General features: G+C 66.6%; 14 protein-coding genes and 1 riboswitch. Of the genes, 1 reads left to right on the top strand and 13 read right to left on the bottom strand.

Going from position 1 to position 16,010, the window contains the following annotated elements:
• Positions 1 to 7 precede the first annotated feature (7 nt).
• The 3 genes from ACLB6G_RS09680 to purU all read right to left on the bottom strand — a co-directional run bounded on the left by ACLB6G_RS09680 (position 8) and on the right by purU (position 3,299).
• Positions 8 to 1,525 (bottom strand): glycerol-3-phosphate dehydrogenase, encoded by a 1,518-nt coding sequence (locus tag ACLB6G_RS09680; RefSeq protein ID WP_410355966.1) that lies wholly within the window; start codon positions 1,523 to 1,525, stop codon positions 8 to 10.
• Positions 1,526 to 1,704: 179 nt separating this feature from the next.
• A complete protein-coding gene (locus tag ACLB6G_RS09675; RefSeq protein WP_410355965.1) occupies positions 1,705 to 2,184 on the bottom strand; it encodes a 6,7-dimethyl-8-ribityllumazine synthase in 480 nt (159 codons plus the stop codon).
• A gap of 81 nt (positions 2,185 to 2,265) precedes the next feature.
• A riboswitch (FMN riboswitch) is annotated at positions 2,266 to 2,396 on the bottom strand.
• Positions 2,397 to 2,450: 54 nt separating this feature from the next.
• Complete coding sequence (purU, locus tag ACLB6G_RS09670; protein ID WP_410355964.1) at positions 2,451 to 3,299, bottom strand: formyltetrahydrofolate deformylase; 849 nt, start codon at positions 3,297 to 3,299, stop codon at positions 2,451 to 2,453.
• A 216-nt stretch (positions 3,300 to 3,515) separates the two neighbouring features.
• Between purU and ACLB6G_RS09665 the strand changes: the two genes are divergently transcribed.
• A complete protein-coding gene (locus ACLB6G_RS09665) occupies positions 3,516 to 5,192 on the top strand; it encodes a sulfatase-like hydrolase/transferase (RefSeq protein ID WP_410355963.1) in 1,677 nt (558 codons plus the stop codon).
• Here ACLB6G_RS09665 and ACLB6G_RS09660 read toward each other — a convergent pair.
• Genes ACLB6G_RS09660 through ACLB6G_RS09615 form a run of 10 tightly spaced genes read right to left on the bottom strand, consistent with a single transcriptional unit; the run spans position 5,189 to position 16,008 of the window.
• Positions 5,189 to 6,595, bottom strand: a complete 1,407-nt coding sequence (locus ACLB6G_RS09660) for an FAD-dependent oxidoreductase (RefSeq protein WP_410355962.1) — start codon at positions 6,593 to 6,595, stop codon at positions 5,189 to 5,191. The genes ACLB6G_RS09665 and ACLB6G_RS09660 overlap by 4 nt on opposite strands.
• A gap of 1 nt (position 6,596) precedes the next feature.
• Complete coding sequence (locus tag ACLB6G_RS09655; RefSeq protein WP_410355961.1) at positions 6,597 to 7,211, bottom strand: cysteine hydrolase family protein; 615 nt, start codon at positions 7,209 to 7,211, stop codon at positions 6,597 to 6,599.
• On the bottom strand, positions 7,204 to 9,264 hold the full coding sequence (locus ACLB6G_RS09650) for a hydantoinase/oxoprolinase family protein (protein ID WP_410355960.1): 2,061 nt from the start codon (positions 9,262 to 9,264) through the stop codon (positions 7,204 to 7,206). The genes ACLB6G_RS09655 and ACLB6G_RS09650 overlap by 8 nt, the downstream gene beginning before the upstream one ends.
• Positions 9,261 to 10,955: a hydantoinase B/oxoprolinase family protein gene (locus ACLB6G_RS09645; protein WP_410355959.1), complete on the bottom strand. Its 1,695-nt coding sequence runs from the start codon at positions 10,953 to 10,955 to the stop codon at positions 9,261 to 9,263. The genes ACLB6G_RS09650 and ACLB6G_RS09645 overlap by 4 nt, the downstream gene beginning before the upstream one ends.
• Positions 10,952 to 11,821, bottom strand: a complete 870-nt coding sequence (locus ACLB6G_RS09640) for an isocitrate lyase/PEP mutase family protein (protein ID WP_410356415.1) — start codon at positions 11,819 to 11,821, stop codon at positions 10,952 to 10,954. The genes ACLB6G_RS09645 and ACLB6G_RS09640 overlap by 4 nt, the downstream gene beginning before the upstream one ends.
• 2 nt (positions 11,822 to 11,823) lie before the next feature.
• Positions 11,824 to 12,327 carry a LeuD/DmdB family oxidoreductase small subunit gene (locus ACLB6G_RS09635; RefSeq protein ID WP_410355958.1) on the bottom strand — a complete coding sequence of 168 codons (504 nt, stop codon included), beginning with the start codon at positions 12,325 to 12,327 and terminating at the stop codon, positions 11,824 to 11,826.
• On the bottom strand, positions 12,324 to 13,592 hold the full coding sequence (locus ACLB6G_RS09630; RefSeq protein ID WP_410355957.1) for a 3-isopropylmalate dehydratase large subunit: 1,269 nt from the start codon (positions 13,590 to 13,592) through the stop codon (positions 12,324 to 12,326). Before ACLB6G_RS09630 ends, ACLB6G_RS09635 begins: the two co-directional genes overlap by 4 nt.
• A gap of 5 nt (positions 13,593 to 13,597) precedes the next feature.
• A complete protein-coding gene (locus tag ACLB6G_RS09625; protein ID WP_410355956.1) occupies positions 13,598 to 14,302 on the bottom strand; it encodes an ABC transporter ATP-binding protein in 705 nt (234 codons plus the stop codon).
• Positions 14,295 to 15,041 (bottom strand): ABC transporter ATP-binding protein, encoded by a 747-nt coding sequence (locus ACLB6G_RS09620; protein ID WP_410355955.1) that lies wholly within the window; start codon positions 15,039 to 15,041, stop codon positions 14,295 to 14,297. Before ACLB6G_RS09620 ends, ACLB6G_RS09625 begins: the two co-directional genes overlap by 8 nt.
• Positions 15,034 to 16,008 carry a branched-chain amino acid ABC transporter permease gene (locus tag ACLB6G_RS09615; protein ID WP_410355954.1) on the bottom strand — a complete coding sequence of 325 codons (975 nt, stop codon included), beginning with the start codon at positions 16,006 to 16,008 and terminating at the stop codon, positions 15,034 to 15,036. The genes ACLB6G_RS09620 and ACLB6G_RS09615 overlap by 8 nt, the downstream gene beginning before the upstream one ends.
• Positions 16,009 to 16,010: the final 2 nt, after the last annotated feature.

Below are 16,010 nucleotides of genomic sequence, written 5' to 3'. Positions count from 1 at the left end.
GGTCCCCTCAGGCGGCGTCGGAAAAGCGCTGGCTCTCGAACCATGTGGCGAAGGCCGCCTTTTCCGCCTCGCTCAGGTGAAGGTAATGCTTGGTGCGCCGTTCCAGGATGTCGTCCGGGGTCTGCGCCCATTCCTTCGCCACCAGGTAGCGCACCTCCGCCTCGTAGAGCAGGCCGCCGAAATGCCGGCCGAGACCGGAAAGAGCGCGCGCGTCCTTGACGATGGCCTTCGTCCGCGTGCCGTAGACCCGCGCATAATGCTCGCGAAGGGTGCGCGGCAGCCATGGATGACTTTCGCGCAGGCCGTTGAGAAAATTTTCGAAATCCGCGCCGGCCATGTCTCCGCCGGGCAGCGGCGCGTGCTCGGTCCAGTCGCCGCGCATCTGCGGAAACACGTGTTTCAGCTTGCCCATGCCGCGCTCGGCCAGTTCGCGGAACGTGGTGATCTTGCCGCCGAAGATGTTGAGCAGCGGCGCCCCGCCGGTCTCGTCGAGATCGAAGACATAGTCACGCGTGACAGCGGACGGATTGCCCTGCCCGTCGTCGAACAGCGGACGTACGCCGGAAAAAGAATGGATCACGTCGGCGCGGGTCAGCTTTTCCTTGAAATAGCGATTCACCGCCGCGATCAGGTAGTCGATCTCGCTTTCATCGGCAGTGACGTCCTCCGGGCGCCCCTCATAGGCGATGTCCGTGGTGCCGATCAGCGCCTTGTCGCCCTCGTAGGGGTTGATGAAGATCACCCGCTTGTCGGTGTTCTGGACGAGATAGGCATTCGCGCCCTTCCAGAATTTCGGCACGATGATGTGGCTGCCCTTGACGAGCCGAACATTGCGGCTGGAATTGGCCCCGGCCACCCGTCCGATCACGTCCATGACCCACGGCCCGGCGGCGTTCACGATGCAGCGCGCGCGAAACTGCCGGCTCTCGCCGGTCGCCTCGCTGCGCGTCGTCACGCTCCAGGCGCCATCTTCGCGGCGAACGGTCACGGCGGCGGTCCGGGTCAGCACGGTCGCGCCACGCTCCGCCGCGTCCACTGCATTGAGCACGACGAGCCGGGCGTCATCCACCCAGCAGTCGGAATATTCGAAACCCTTGGTGTACTGGTCGAGCAGCGGCGCACCTTCCGGATCGCGGCGAAGGTCAAGCGTGCGCGTGCCGGGCAGTTTCTTTCGCCCGCCGAGATGATCGTAGAGGAACAGGCCGAGACGGACCAGCCAGGCGGGGCGGTCTTCCGGGCTGTGCGGCAGCACGAAGCGCATCGGCCAGATGATGTGCGGCGCGGCGTTGAGCAGCACCTCGCGCTCGATCAGGGCCTCGCGCACCAGGCGGAATTCGTAATATTCCAGATAGCGCAAACCGCCATGCACCAGCTTGCCGGAGCGTGACGACGTGCCCTGCGCCAGGTCGTCCTTTTCACACAGCACGACGGAAAGACCGCGTCCGGCGGCGTCGCGCGCGATCCCGGCGCCGTTGATCCCGCCGCCAATCACGAACAGATCCACCGTCTCAGCCTGCGTCGTCATGGCTGCCTCCTCCTGACCGTCCAGTGTGGACAATTCCCTTTATACACCAGCGCGCTTTCGTGCAGATGATTTTTTTTGCGCATATTGAAAATTTTTTCAATCCTGCCGTCAAGCAACCCGTCTGCAGCCCCGTCGGGCGGGGCTGCAGGACAAGCAGGAAGAGGTGACCCGATAAGCTTTCAGGCGCTCTTCTGCAGGGCTTCACCGGCCATGCGTGCATCGAGGTCGAGCACCTGGCGCACGGCTTCGGCGGCCTCCTCGCCCTTGGTGACGAAATGCTCGCGGAAGAAGTCGGTCATGGCTTCGACCGGCTGGTAATTGTGCGGCGTCAGCGAGACGGAGAAGACCGGCACATCCGTGTCCATCTGCGCGCGCATCAGGCCGTCTATCACCGCCCCGGCGACGAAGTCGTGCCGGTAGATGCCGCCATCCACCACGAAGGCGGCGGCAACGACCGCGTCGTAGCGGCCGGTCCCGGCAAGCTTGCGCGCCAGCAGCGGCATCTCGAAGGCGCCGGGCACGTCAAACGTGTCGATGGCAGCGCCCGGCAGCAGCCGGGAAGCGGCCTGGGTGAAGCCCTCATGGGCACGATCGACGATGTCGGCGTGCCAGCGGGCCTTGATGAAGGCGATACGGTGGGAAGCGGTGGAATGTGACATTGCGGAACCCTTGCATTTGTCGTTGCATCAGGTCCCAGAGCATGACCAGGGAGAGGCCGGCCGGGGAAGGGCCTGCCTGTCCGCGGTTCTCTTCCATCCGGACTGTTACCGTCGGCTCCGGAGTTTCACCGGATCTGCTGACCTTCCGTTTCCGGAAGCGCTCGCGGGCTGTCACCGCCGGTGGGGAATTGCACCCCGCCCTGAGAACGGAAGGAGTGGTATCCGAGCGCGCGCGCCCGGTCAATCACCGCGGCGTGTGGCCCGTTTCAGCCGAAGACCACCGTGCGGTGTCCGTTGAGCATGACGCGGTGTTCAAGGTGCAGCTTGACCGCGCGCGCCAGCACCCGGCTTTCGATGTCGCGGCCCACCGCCACGAAATCTTCCGCGCTCATGGCATGGTTCACCCGTTCCGTCTCCTGCTCGATGATCGGCCCCTCGTCGAGATCCGGCGTCACGAAATGCGCGGTCGCGCCGATCAGCTTCACGCCCCGCAGATGTGCCTGGTGGTATGGCCGCGCGCCCTTGAAGGACGGCAGGAAGGAATGGTGGATGTTGATGACCCGCCCGTACAAGCGCTTTGCCAGCGTGTCGGAGAGCACCTGCATGTAGCGCGCCAGCACGACGAGGTCGGCGCCCGTCTCGTGCACCAGCTTGAGCAGCTTGCCCTCCTGCTCCGCCTTGTTGTCCTTCGTTACCGGCCAGCAGTGGTAGGCAATGCCCGCCGCTTCCGCCGTGGCCCGGCTCGCCTCATGGTTTGAGACGATGGCCACGACCTCGGCGTCCAGCCAGCCGACGCGGATCTGGTAGAGAAGATGCAGCATGGCATGGTCGAACTTCGATACCATGATGATGATGCGGGGCTTGCGCCTGGCATCGGTAACCGACAGCCGCATGTCGAACCGGTCCGAGACCGGGCGCAGCACCCGCTCGATGGCTTCGCGGTCGTGGCTCTCGGGCGCATCCATGGCGATGCGCAGGAAGAACCGGTTGGAATCGCGGTCCCAGAACTGGTTGCTCTCCGCGATGTTCGCGCCGATCGCGGCCAGTTCCGTCGTCACCGCGGCAACGATGCCCGGCTTGTCATCGCAGCTCAGCGTGAGGATATGGGTCTGCATCGGCGTGTCTCGCTTAATCCAGGCGTGTCGGGAATTGGCGGTCCGCCGTGACAGGAACGGCAGCGCCCGGCGTCCAGCTAGCATACCGCCGCGCATGCCGCCACAGGCAAACGCCGCGCCATCAAAGCCCGGTCCGATGGCGTCTTTGGCCTTGATTTCCATGGCCACGGATGTGCACACAACGTTCTGGACCGGCACGGGGCAAAGGCTAAGCGCATGGGCAAGGCGAAGAACATCCTTTTCATCATGTTCGACCAGCTGCGCTGGGACTACCTCTCCTGCTATGGCCATCCCCACCTGCACACGCCGAACATCGACCGGCTCGCCGCGCGCGGCGTGCGCTTCAACCGCGCCATGATCCAGTCGCCGCTGTGCGGGCCTTCGCGCATGTCCACCTATACCGGCCGCTATGTCCACAGTCATGGCGCGGCCTGGAACAATGCGCCGCTGAAGGTGGGCGAGCGCACCATGGGCGATTATCTGCGCGATGCCGGCATGGACTGCTGGCTGGTCGGCAAGACCCACATGGCCGCCGATGCCGAAGGCATGCGCCGCCTCGGCCTGGCGCCTGACAGCGTGATCGGCGCGCGCATGGCCGAATGCGGTTTCGACGTCTTCGAGCGCGATGACGGCATGCGCCCGCAAGGACCCGACGGTTTCTACGACGAGGGCGGCGCGCTGAAATACAACGAATACCTGCGCGCGCGCGGCTATGACAGTGACAATCCCTGGCATGACTTCGCCAATTCCGGCGTCGACGACGAGGGCAATGTGCTGTCCGGCTGGTTCCTGGGGAATTCCGCCGAAGCAGCCAACATCGCCGAAGAGGACAGCGAGACGCCCTATCTCACGCGGCGCGGCATCGAATTCATCGAGGCGCAAGGCGACAAGCCCTGGTGCTGCCACCTCTCCTATATCAAGCCGCACTGGCCCTATATCGTGCCCGCGCCCTATCACGCCATGTATGGCCCGGAGCATTTCCTGCCGCCCGTGCGCAGCCAGGACGAGTTCGACAAGGCCCATCCCGTCTTCAAGGGATTCATGAATGCCCCTGTGGGCCGCGCCTTCTCCCGCGACGACGTGCGCGAGAAGGTGCTGCGCGCCTATATGGGGCTGATCAAACAGTGCGACGACCAGATGGGCGTGCTGTTCGGCTGGCTGGAAAAGACCGGGCGCATGGATGACACGATGATCGTCGTGACCTCCGATCATGGCGACTTCCTCGGCGACCACTGGCTGGGCGAAAAGACCTTCTTCCACGATGCCTCGGTCCGGGTGCCGCTCATCGTCTACGATCCCTCGCCGGAGGCGGACGCCACGCGCGGAACCGTCAGCGATGAACTCGTCGAGTGCATAGACCTTGTGCCGACCTTCCTGGAAGTGGCCGGCGGCGATCCCGCCACGGTCGACCACATCCTTGAAGGCCGCTCGCTGGTCCCGCTCCTCCATGGCCGGCAGGAAGGACCGTTACGCGACCACGTGATCTGCGAGTTCGACTATTCGACGACGCCGCTGGCGGACCGGCTGAACCTCGGTCCGGCGGAGGCCCGCATGTTCATGATCGCCGACACCCGGTGGAAGATGATCCATTTCGAGGGTGGTTTCCGGCCCATGCTGTTCGATCTGCGGGACGATCCGGACGAACTTGTCGACCTTGGCGCCAGCGAGGCCCATCGCGCCACCATCGACCGGCTCTACGCGGCACTCGCCGCCTGGGCGCGCCGGCCCTCCCAGCGCACCACGGTTCCCAATGCGCAAGTGCTGGCCACCCGCAAGAAACCGGGCGGAAAGGGCGTGATGATCGGCGTCGTGGAAGAGGCAGACGCGGACCCGGCCCAGATCGTCCACTATGTCGGCCGCAAGGCGCCCGACAAGCGCCGGATCGACGACTAGGCCGGCAAGGCGGCCGCTGCCGCCGATGCCCCCGCCAGCCAGCCGAAGCCGATGGCGGTGAGCAGTCCGTTGCCTGAGAGATAGCCGGAGACATCCGGCCCGGAAACGCCGCAGGCCGCGCCCCCGCCGGCGAACAGGTTCGGAAATGGCGTCCCCTCCGGCCGCAGCACCTGCGCCCTGCCGTTGATCACCAGCCCCCCCTGTGTATGGAACAGCGCACCAGTCACCTTCACCGCGAAGTAGGGAGGCTTGAGCGCCGGCTTGCCCTTGAAATCGCGCCCGAAACTGTCGTTTTCCTCGCACGCCTGAAGCGCCGCCACGGCCTTCAGTGTTTCGGCCAAAGCCTCTTCCGGCAACCCCGTTGGGCTTGCCAGGTCTCCGGCGCTCTCGCCTTGGCGGATCGCGCCCGCCTCCACCGCGTCGCGATAGTCAGGGAAGGACAACGCGAAGTCATGGATGCGCCGGTCGTAGATGTTCCAGGCAATCCCGCCCGGCTGCGCGAGCACGTGAACGGCCTGTTCGGAATAACCGCCATGCTCGTTGGAAAAGCGTCGCCCCTCATGGTTCACCTGTATGCCGCCCTCCATCATCAGCGCCCAGGTGATGAGAATGCCATGCGGATGGGCCAGCGACCCGTGCCCCTGGTAGCCGGACAGATGATCCAGCGCGGCGCCGAGGTCTTCGCCCCACAACACCGCATCGCCGGTATTGCCCGCATGGCCGTAGTAGAGGCCGGAAGCGATCTCCGGGATATGTCGGGCGACAAGGTCGCGATTGCCGCCATAGCCGTTGCAGGCCAGAACGAGCGCACCGCAGCCGATCGTCTCGCGCGCGCCGCCGGGACGTTCGATCTCCACCGCCGCGATCTTGTCCCCCTCCATGAACAGACGGTCGGCTCGCGCATCCGTCACGACCGGGATTCCGGCCGCTTCCGCCGCTGCCAGCAGGCGCGCTTCCAGCGCGGCACCGGTCCTTTCGGGCACGGCATGCATGCGGTGGCGCGCATGGCCCGGATAAAGGAAATCGTCGAGCACGATCCATTCGATCCCGGCATGGTCGCCCAGCCATTCCACGGCCGGGCCGATACTGTCTGCTGCCAGCCGTGCGAGGTCCGCGCGTGACCTGCCCTTCGACTTGGCCATGATGTCGGCCAGGAACAACTCTGCCGTGTCGTCCGTGATCCCGGCGGCACGCTGGAACCGTGTCGCCGGCGCCGGCACGAAACCCGACGACATGGAGGTCGAGCCGCTGGGCGAGCCGTCGCGTTCCAGCACCAGCACATCGGCGCCCTCGGCGTGTGCCCGCAGCGCCGCCGTCAGCCCGCAGGCGCCGCCGCCAATGACGACCACCCGGGCGTCGGCGTCCACCCGGTCCGGCCTGCCGGAAACCACGCGGCCCGCCATCTCAGCCACCCCGCAGCATGGCTTCCGCGCCGGCGCAGGTCATCGCCGTGGCGATGGTCGAGAGGTCGGCGACCGCCGTGTCGTGCACCGCCTGCCGGAAGGCCGCGCAGCCGTCGGTCAGCAGGATGGTGCGGAAATCGCGCACATGCGCATCGCGCAGGGTCGAGGCCACGCCGCCATTGGTGACGATCCCGCAGATCATCAGCGTCTCGATGCCCGCCTTGCGCAGCACGAATTCCATGCGCGTCATGTAGAAGGCCGAATAGGCCACCTTTTCCACCGTCAGGTCGGCCGGCTGCAACGTGTCGACCAGTTGGTGCCCCCAGGCGCCGGGTTGGAAATCGCCCTTGCGCAGGAATGGCCGCAAGGCCTTCAGGTGCGGGGAGATGAACGGCTCGCCGCCCTTGCCCGGCACCAGCGTGAACTGCGTCGAGATCACCCAGCCGCCGGCCGCGCGCAGCGCATCCGCAACGGGCTTCACGCGGGCAGGCAGGGCCGCAATGGCTTCGCTTGTCTGGCCGCCGCGCGCATAGGCCCCGTCAGGATGCAGGAAATCGTTCTGCAGGTCGACGATCAGAAGCCCTGTGCGGGCCGGATCGATTGCCATGTCAGCCATCGCGCCCCTCCATGCGGCGGATCACCAGGTTGCCGAAACGGTCCACCTGCGCCTCCAGTCCCGGATCGACGAAAATGGTCGTGTCCGCCTGTTCCAGAAGCGCCGGACCGGCGATGCGCTCGCCCACCGCCAGGTCGAGCCGCTCGTAGACGCCCGCCTCATGCGCCGCGCCGTCGCACCAGACCGTGCGGGTACCGGTGCGGCAGGCCGCTGCGGGTCTGCCTTCGGACGGCGCGAAAACGGCCATGTCGAGATCCGGCCTGCGCCCGATCACCGCGACACGGTAGTTCATCACCCGCATCGGGATGCCGTCGAGCAGGCGGCCATAGGCCGCCCGGTAGGCCCGCTCGAAGGCCGCCCGGATGGCATCGGCCGTCAGGTCCGCGCCTGCCCCCTCCAGCGTCACTGAAACAGTGTGCGTCTGGCCGAGATAGAGCATGTCGAGTTCATGCACGGTGTCGATGCCGGCAAAGGCGATGCCCGACGCCTCCAGCAGTCCGCGGATCGCTGCGGCTTCCGTCTCCATCTCGCGGCCCAGCGACCCCGTGTCGATCTGGTCGAGCAGGCGGTTGACCGTCTGCACCCGGTCGTGACGCATGTCGGCCACCACGCAGCCCAGCGCCGAGGTGACGCCCGGGAAACGCGGCACCAGCGCCGAGCCGAGGCCCACTTCCTTGATCAGCGCGCCGGTATGCAGTGCGCCGCCGCCGCCGAACGGCATGGCCGCGAAACGGGCCGGATCGTGACCCTTCTCGATGGAGACGAGGCGGATGGCGCCCGCCATCTTCGCGTTGGCGAGTTTCAGGATTGCTTCCGCCGCATCCTCCACCGAGAGGCCGAGCGGCTCCGCCACGACGCGGGCAATCGCTGCGCGCGCGGCCTCCACGTCGAGGCGGTCCAGCTTGCCGCCGATCGGCCGCGCGGCATTGATGCGGCCCAGCACCAGGTTGGCGTCCGTCACCGTCGGCCGGTCATTGCCGAGCCCGTAGCAGACCGGCCCCGGATCGGAACCCGCCGATTCCGGCCCCACCTGCAGGAGCCCGCTCTTGTCCACCGAGGCAATGGAACCGCCGCCGGCGCCGATGGTGGTGATCTCGATCATCGGCGTGCGCACCACCATGCCGAAGTCGATGGCCGTTTGCGCGGCCAGCGCCGCTTCCCCGCCGGCCACCAGCGACACGTCGAAGGACGTGCCGCCCATGTCGCAGGTGATGATGTTGTCGAAGCCCGCGGCCTTGGCAATCGCCGTCGCCGCGATCACCCCGGCCGCCGGACCGGAAAGCGCGGTGCGGACGGGATAGCGCTTGGCCGTCTCCACCGACATGACGCCGCCATTGGACTGCACGATCAGCACGTCGCCGCTGAAACCCCGGTCCTTGAGCCCGGTTTCCAGCCGGTCGAGATAGGACGACACGACCGGTTGCAGATAGGCATTCAGCGTGGCCGTGGAGAGCCGCTCGAACTCGCGGATTTCCGGAAGGATCTCGGTTGCTGCCGTCACATGCGCGTTCGGCCAGACCGAGCGCACAGCTTCCACCGCGATTCGTTCATTCGCATCGTTGGCATAGCCGTTGATGAAGAAGACGCAGGCCGCCTCGCAACCGGCATCGCTGAGCGCCCTCGCCCTTGCCTTCACCGCCTCCGGATCGACGGCGAGCCGCACCGTGCCATCGGCCAGCACCCGTTCATCCACCTCCACGCGGTCGGGCCGTTCCACCACCGGTTCGAACGATCCCTTCAGGCCCCAGGTGGTCGGCCGGTCGCGGCGGCGCATTTCGAGCACATCGCGAAAGCCCGTGGTGGTGATGATGCCGGTGCGCGCGCCCTTGCGTTCAAGCAGCGCATTCGTTCCCACGGTCGTTCCATGAACCACGGTGCCGATGCTTCCGAAGTCCGGCACCAGCCCGCCAATGCCCTCGACGAAGCCTTTCGACTGGTCGCCGCGTGTCGAGGGCACCTTGCCCGTCTTCACCGTACCGGACGCCTCGTTGAGAACGAAAATGTCGGTGAAGGTGCCGCCCACATCCACACCGATCACGATACGCCCGCTCATTCGCCGGCCTCCCCTTTGCCGGCTGAATAGCCGTAATCGCGCGCGGCCGCGTCCGCACTCACATAGCCGAGCCTGATGTCGCGGGCGATGGCCGCCGCCGGCCGCTTGCCCGGATCGCCATGCCCGCCGCCGCCCGGAGTCTCAAGGCGCACCGTCTGGCCCTGTTTCAGCTTGATGCCGATCATCTTGGACACCATGGGCGGCACATGCATCCCGTCATCCTGCGCGTAGGTGAAGCGGTTGGCCGCCGCGTCGCCGCCGCCAGCCACGCCGCGCGGGGCGAACTTGCCGCGTTCGCCGAACAGGAAGACGTCGGCCCCCTTTTCCAGCAGTTCGATCTCGTAGATCGCGCCAAGGCCGCCGCGATGCTCGCCCGCCCCGCCCGAATCGGGCCTGAGCGCCCATTGCCTGAAACAGACCGGATAGGCGGCCTCCAGGATTTCCAGCGGCGGGATGGTCGCCGTGGAGATCGGCGCATTGCCGTGATTGAGACCGTCGCCGCGCCCGTGCGCGCCGTGCCCGCCGCCGAAGAAGGAGAACATCACCCAGCGCTGGCCGTTGGCCCGGTGGCCGGCCAGCGACAGCGCGTTGATGGTGCCGTAGGCGCAGGCCATGGCGTCCGCCGGCGCGATCTGCGCCACGGCCTCGAACACCACGTCGATCAGCCGCAGGATCGTTTCGGTATAACCGCCGACCGGCTTGGGCGCCTTCACCGAGAGCAGCGAATCCTCCGGGATCAGGAAGTCGACCGGTTCCAGCACCCCGGCATTGGCCGGCACGTCGCCGAACACATGCTTGAGCGCCACGTAGCAGGCGGCAATCGTCGTCGAACGCGAGATGTTGACCGGTCCGGCGCAGGCCGGCGAGGAACGCGAGAAATCCAGCACCATGCGCTCGCCCTCGATGCGCATGTCGAGTGCGATCTTCAGCGGTTCGTCCACGATCCCGTCATTGTCGAGGAAATCCTCCGCCGAGACCGTGCCGTCGGGCAGCGCCGCGATCTGCGCGCGCATCATCTGGGCCGCGCGCGCCTTCAACTCGCCAAGGCAGGTGGCGACGGTGGCATCGCCATAGTCGTCGATCAGCGCATGGAGACGCTTCTCTCCCAGGTCGAGCGCGTTGATCTGGCCGTTGAGATCGCCATAGAGCGACAGGGGCAGGCGCGAATTGGCCGACAGGATGTCGACGATGTCCTGGCGCCATTCGCCCCGGTCATAGAGCTTGACGGGCGGGATCAGCATGCCCTCCTGAAAGCTCTCTGTCGCCACCGGGTTGTAGTTGCCCGGCACATTGCCGCCGACATCGTGCCAGTGGCCGACCGAGGCAAGGAAGCAGAACACCTCGCCATTGCGGAAGACGGGCTTGACCAGCCGGAAGTCGGACAGATGCGTGCCGCCGTCATACGGGTCGTTGAAGATCCAGACGTCGCCCTCGCGGATGCCGCCGGTCTTCGCCGCCTTGTCGATCACCGCCTTGACCGCGAAGGCCATGACGCCGACGAAGATCGGCAGGCCGGACTTGCCCTGCACCAGCGTCTCGCCGGTCGCCGCGTCATAGATGCCGTGCGAGGCGTCATGGGCTTCCGCGATGATCGGGTTGAAGGCGGAGCGGAACAGGGTGGCGTCCATCTCGTCGGCGATCTGCTCAAGCCTGCCCTTCAGGATCGCCAGCGTCACGGCGTCGATATTCATTGCCCCTTGTCTCCGTCATAGCGCTTGCCTTCTTCCAGCATGGAAGGCGTCCCGATCAGGTCGTTCAGTCCGGCAAAGTCGAACATGCGGTTGCGGAAACCCGCATTCGAGCCCGAAGCCAGCAGGTTGGCGTAATAGTCGCGCGCCGTCGCCGCGATGGCCCGCACGACGCCGCCGGGAAAGATGACGAAGGAGAAGCCCGCCTCCTGCAATTGCCCGGCATCGAGCGCCGGGGTCTTGCCGCCTTCCACCATGTTGGCCATCAGCGGTGCGCGGCCCGAGAAGCGCTGGACGATGCGGCCGATCTGGTCCAGCGACTGCGGCGCTTCGACGAACAGCATGTCGGCGCCGGCTTCCAGATAGGCCTCCGCCCGGTCCAGCGCCGCCTCGAAGCCCTCCACGGCAATGGCGTCGGTTCGCCCGATGATCAGCGTCCCGTCATCGGCCCGCGCATCGCAGGCCGCGCGGATCTTGCCCGCCATTTCCGCGAGCGGCACCAGCGTCTTGCCGTCCAGATGGCCGCAACGCTTGGGCAGCGTCTGGTCCTCGAGCTGGATCGCGTTTGCGCCCATGCGCTCGAAGACCCGCACCGTGCGTTGCACGTTGAGCGCATTGCCGAAGCCGTTATCGCCATCCACCACGATGGGCAATGCGATGCGGTCGCGCAGCACGGCGATCGTGTCGGCCACCTCGCTCATGGAAACGAGACCGATATCGGGCCGGCCGAACCGCGTATAGGCGATGGAAGCACCCGACAGGTAGACCGCTTCCGCGCCGGCCTGTTCGGCGATCAGACCGGACAGCGCGTCATAGACGCCCGGCGCAACCAGGATGCGGGGCTCGGCAAGCCGTTGCCTGAGGCTCATGGTCATGACCGGCGGTCCTCCTTTTCGGCCGCGAAACGCTTCTTCAGGTGCGGCACGAGCCCGCCATCGGCGAGCAGGGCCTTCAGGTTGTCCGGCAACGGGTCGAGGGCCACCGCCCGCTCCTGACCGGGCAGGTGCAGGACGCCTGCATCCACGTCCAGGACAGCGGTTTCGCCATCGGTGACGCCGGCCAGGTCCGGCGCTGTCAGAACGGGGAGCCCCAGGTTGATGGCGTTGCGGTAGAAGATGCCGGCAAACGAGCGCGCCACCACCCCGGCGACACCAAGGTGGCGCAAGGCTTCCGCCGCCTGCTCGCGCGAGGAACCCATGCCGAAGTTGCGGCCCGCCACCACCACGTCGCCCGGCCTGACCGCCGCGGCGAAATCCGGCCGCACCCCTTCCAGGCAATGCGCGGCCAGGTCCGCGATCCCGCCGCGCATGTATTGCCCCGGCGCAAGCTGGTCGGTGTCGATATCGTCGCCGAAGAGAAAGATGCGCCCCGTCATGCGCCTGTCTCCCCCAGCATGGCGCGCGGATCGGTGATGCGGCCGGCCACCGCGGACGCCGCCACCGTATAGGGAGAGGCGAGCCACACCTTCGACGAGGCCGCACCCATGCGCCCCTTGAAATTGCGCGCGGTGGAGGAAATGCAGGTCACGTTCTCGCCGAGACGGTGGGTGCCATAGCCCGCACAGATGCCGCAGGCATTGGGCAGGATATGCGCGCCCGCTTCTTCCAGGATGGCCATGATGCCCTCGGCCTGCGCCCTGTCCTGGTCAGCCTTCGAGGCGGGCGCGACGAGCAGTTCCACGCCAGCAGCCGCCTTGCGGCCTTTGAAAATCGCCGCCGCGGCCTTCAGGTCCTCATATTTCGCGCCCGTGCAGGCGCCGATATAGGCGACATCCACCGCCACCTTGCCGGCCTCGTCCACCGGCGCGGAATTGGCCGGCGAATGCGGCGCTGCGGCCTGCGGCTGCAGCGCCGAAGCATCGAACACGTGATCCGCCAACAGCGGCGCATCCGCGTCGGTGAAGAGCCAGTGCCAGTCGCCGGCATCGCCGCCCATGTCCGCCAGCCATGCCGCCGTCGTCCCGTCCGGCGCGATGAGTCCCGCCTGCGCGCCGAGTTCAGCCGCCATGTTGGACAGCGTCATGCGCTCCTGCATGGAGAGCGCCCGCACCGCCTCGCCCGCATATTCGATCGCCTGGTACTGCCCGCCATCCATGCCGAGACGCGCGCAGGAGGCCAGCATCATGTCCTTTGCCGTCACCCCCGGACCCAGCCGGCCCTGCCACTCGATCAGGATCGTTTCCGGCACCTTGATCCAGATTTCGCCGGTGGCCAGCACGCCCGCCATTTCGGTGGCGCCGATGCCGAACATGTAGGCGCCGAAGGCCCCGCCGGTCGGCGAATGGCTGTCGCCGCCGACCACGAACATGCCGGGCTTAAGATGGCCCTTTTCCGGCAGCACGACATGGCAGATGCCCTCGCCGTCATGAAAGGCGACGCCGCGCTCCTGCGCCCATTGCCGTGTCAGCGCCAGGATGCGCGCGCCCTCGTCGGTCTCGCCCGGCACGAAATGATCCGAGATCAGCACGACCTTGTCCTTGTCGAACAGCCCCGCGCCAAGCTCCTTCAGGATCGGTTCGACGCGGCGCGGCCCGCCGGAATCGTGGATCATGGCAAGGTCGACCCGCGCGGTCACCACCTCGCCCGGGGTCACGCTGTCGCGTCCGGCGGCACGCGCGATGATCTTCTGTGCAAGCGTCATTCCCATCATGCCAGCCCCAGATAGGCGCGTTGCAGGTCCGGGTCATCCATCAGGTCGGCCGGTTTTCCCGAGAGCCTGATCTGGCCGTTTTCCATCACGAAGGCGCGGTCGGCGATCTCCATGGATTGCAGCACGTTCTGCTCCACCAGCAGGATGGTTAGACCCTCGCGCTTCAGATTGCCGATGAGGTCGAACATTTCCTCCACCAGCAGCGGCGACAGCCCGATGGAGGGTTCGTCGAGAATGAGAAGTTCCGGTTCCGCCATCATGCCGCGCCCGATGGCCAGCATCTGCTGTTCGCCGCCCGAAAGCGTGCCCGCCTTCTGGCCGAAGCGCTCCTTCAGGCGCGGAAACACGGAAACGACATGGTCGATATTGCGCGCTCGGTTTGCCTTGGCGCGGCGATAGGCGCCCAGTTCCAGGTTCTCGCGCACCGTCAGGTTGGGAAAGACATGGCGGCCTTCCGGCACGTGGATCAGGCCGAGATCGACGATGCGCCCCGCGCCCAGCCCGGCGATCGCCGTTCCGTTGAACATCACCGTCCCCGACCAGGCCGGCACCAGACCGGACAGCACGCCGGCGAAGGTCGTCTTGCCGACGCCGTTTGAGCCGAGCAGTGCCACGATCTCGCCGCGTGCAATGTCGAGATCGACGCCGCGCAGCACTTCCACCGCGCCATAGCCAGCCCTGAGCGCCCGGACCTCAAGCATGGACCACCTGCCTTTTGGCGATGCGCTGCGCCATGCCCTTTCCGAGATAGGCCTCGATCACCCGCTCGTCCTTCACCACGCTGGCCGGCTCGCCCTCGGCGATCACCTCGCCCTGGTTGAGAACCCATGTGTATTCGGACAGGCTCATCACCGCCTGCATCACATGCTCGATCATGAAGATCGTGATGCCGGAATCGCAGATGTCGCGAATGACCGGGATGACGTCGCGGATTTCCGAAGGGTTGAGCCCGGCGAGCACCTCGTCGAACAGGATGAGCTTCGGGTCGGTCGCCAGCGCGCGGGCCACCTCCAGCCGCTTGCGTCCGGCCACCGTCAGCGATGCGGCATCCAGATCAAGCCGGTCGCCAAGCCCCACCCGGCTTGCAACGGCTTCGGCATGGGCCAGCGCGTCGCGCCGCGAGGCCCGGTGCAGATGCGCGCCGACCGCGATGTTCTCGCGCACGGTCTGGCCGGCAAAGGGTTGCACGATCTGGAAGGTGCGCACCATGCCAAGCCGCGCGATCGTCTCCGGCGCCTCCCCCGTGATGTCCCTTCCTATAAAGGAAACCTGGCCGGAATCCGGCGTCTGAAACCCGGTTATCTGCGCAAACAGCGTCGTCTTGCCGGAGCCGTTCGGTCCGATGAGCGAGGTGATCCTTCCCTCCGGCACGGTCAGCGAGACATTGCGCGATGCCTGGACGCCGCCGAAGGCCTTGCAGATGCCCTTGACCTCAAGCATGGCCCGTCTCCCCTGCCTTCGGCCTGCGCCGCGCGAACAGGCGTTCGCCAAGACCCGCCAGTCCGCGCGGCAGGAACATGACCATGACCACCAGCAGCGCGCCATAGAGCACGAGGCTGATGCCGGGCACCTCGCCGATGATCTCGCGCGTCAGTTCCGAGACCGCATGCAGCGCGGCCGCGCCGAGCAGCGGACCGAACAGCGTGCCCATGCCGCCGATGATGGGCACCAGCAGGCTTTCCACGGAAATGGCCGGGCCATAGGCGATATAGGGATCGAGATAGAGGAAATACTGCGCGTAGAACACGCCCGCCAGCCCGCTGAACAGGCCCGACAGCATGATCGCGCCCATCTTGACGCGGAAGGCATTGACGCCGAGCGCGCGCGCCGCCTCCTCGTTGTCGCGCACGGCCGCCAGCGATGCGCCGAAGCGGGAATGACCGATCCACCAGACCGCCAGGAAAGCCGCCAGGGTGAAGGTCCAGACAAGGAAGAAATAGCCCGCCTTCGTCTCGAATTGCAGGTTGGCCGCCCCGGGTGCCAGCGGAATGAGGATGCCGACACCGGCGCCGGTGAAATCCACCGAGTTGGACAGGATGCGCAGGACTTCGGCAAAGGCAAGCGTCACCAGCGCGAAATAGGAGCCGCGCAGGCCGTACCGGAATGTCGCCAGGCCGATGAACGCGGCGACGCCGATGGCCAGCACGCCGCCCGCCACCAGGCCGATCCACGGATTGACGCCAAGCTGCACCTGGAGCACCGCCACCGTGTAGGCGCCCGTGCCGAAATAGGCCGCATGGCCGAAGGAGAACTGGCCGCCATAGCCGCCAAGGATGTTCCATGCCTGGCCGAGCAGCGCGGCATAGAGCACCATGATCACCAGGTTCAGGCTGAATTCCGATGCGATGACGAAGGGCGCCAGGGCGATCACGGCGAAGACGGCGAGAAGGAGGACAAGCTGGCGCATGG

The organism is Zhengella sedimenti, assembly GCF_046506625.1.
Classification (GTDB): domain Bacteria; phylum Pseudomonadota; class Alphaproteobacteria; order Rhizobiales; family Rhizobiaceae; genus Zhengella; species Zhengella sedimenti.
This window is presented reverse-complemented; position numbering and strand designations above follow the sequence as displayed.

Bases quoted from the DNA above. Each gene is read 5' to 3' on its own strand.
- ACLB6G_RS09680 (WP_410355966.1), bottom strand. From the start codon at position 1,525: ATGACGACGCAGGCTGAGACGGTGGATCTGTTCGTGATTGGCGGCGGG.
- ACLB6G_RS09620 (WP_410355955.1), bottom strand. From the start codon at position 15,041: ATGCTTGAGGTCAAGGGCATCTGCAAGGCCTTCGGCGGCGTCCAGGCA.
- ACLB6G_RS09625 (WP_410355956.1), bottom strand. From the start codon at position 14,302: ATGCTTGAGGTCCGGGCGCTCAGGGCTGGCTATGGCGCGGTGGAAGTG.
- ACLB6G_RS09660 (WP_410355962.1), bottom strand. From the start codon at position 6,595: ATGGCGGGCCGCGTGGTTTCCGGCAGGCCGGACCGGGTGGACGCCGAC.
- ACLB6G_RS09640 (WP_410356415.1), bottom strand. From the start codon at position 11,821: ATGAGCCTCAGGCAACGGCTTGCCGAGCCCCGCATCCTGGTTGCGCCG.
- ACLB6G_RS09615 (WP_410355954.1), bottom strand. From the start codon at position 16,008: ATGCGCCAGCTTGTCCTCCTTCTCGCCGTCTTCGCCGTGATCGCCCTG.
- ACLB6G_RS09650 (WP_410355960.1), bottom strand. From the start codon at position 9,264: ATGAGCGGGCGTATCGTGATCGGTGTGGATGTGGGCGGCACCTTCACC.
- ACLB6G_RS09665 (WP_410355963.1), top strand. From the start codon at position 3,516: ATGGGCAAGGCGAAGAACATCCTTTTCATCATGTTCGACCAGCTGCGC.
- ACLB6G_RS09635 (WP_410355958.1), bottom strand. From the start codon at position 12,327: ATGACGGGGCGCATCTTTCTCTTCGGCGACGATATCGACACCGACCAG.
- ACLB6G_RS09655 (WP_410355961.1), bottom strand. From the start codon at position 7,211: ATGGCTGACATGGCAATCGATCCGGCCCGCACAGGGCTTCTGATCGTC.
- ACLB6G_RS09630 (WP_410355957.1), bottom strand. From the start codon at position 13,592: ATGACGCTTGCACAGAAGATCATCGCGCGTGCCGCCGGACGCGACAGC.
- ACLB6G_RS09675 (WP_410355965.1), bottom strand. From the start codon at position 2,184: ATGTCACATTCCACCGCTTCCCACCGTATCGCCTTCATCAAGGCCCGC.
- purU (WP_410355964.1), bottom strand. From the start codon at position 3,299: ATGCAGACCCATATCCTCACGCTGAGCTGCGATGACAAGCCGGGCATC.
- ACLB6G_RS09645 (WP_410355959.1), bottom strand. From the start codon at position 10,955: ATGAATATCGACGCCGTGACGCTGGCGATCCTGAAGGGCAGGCTTGAG.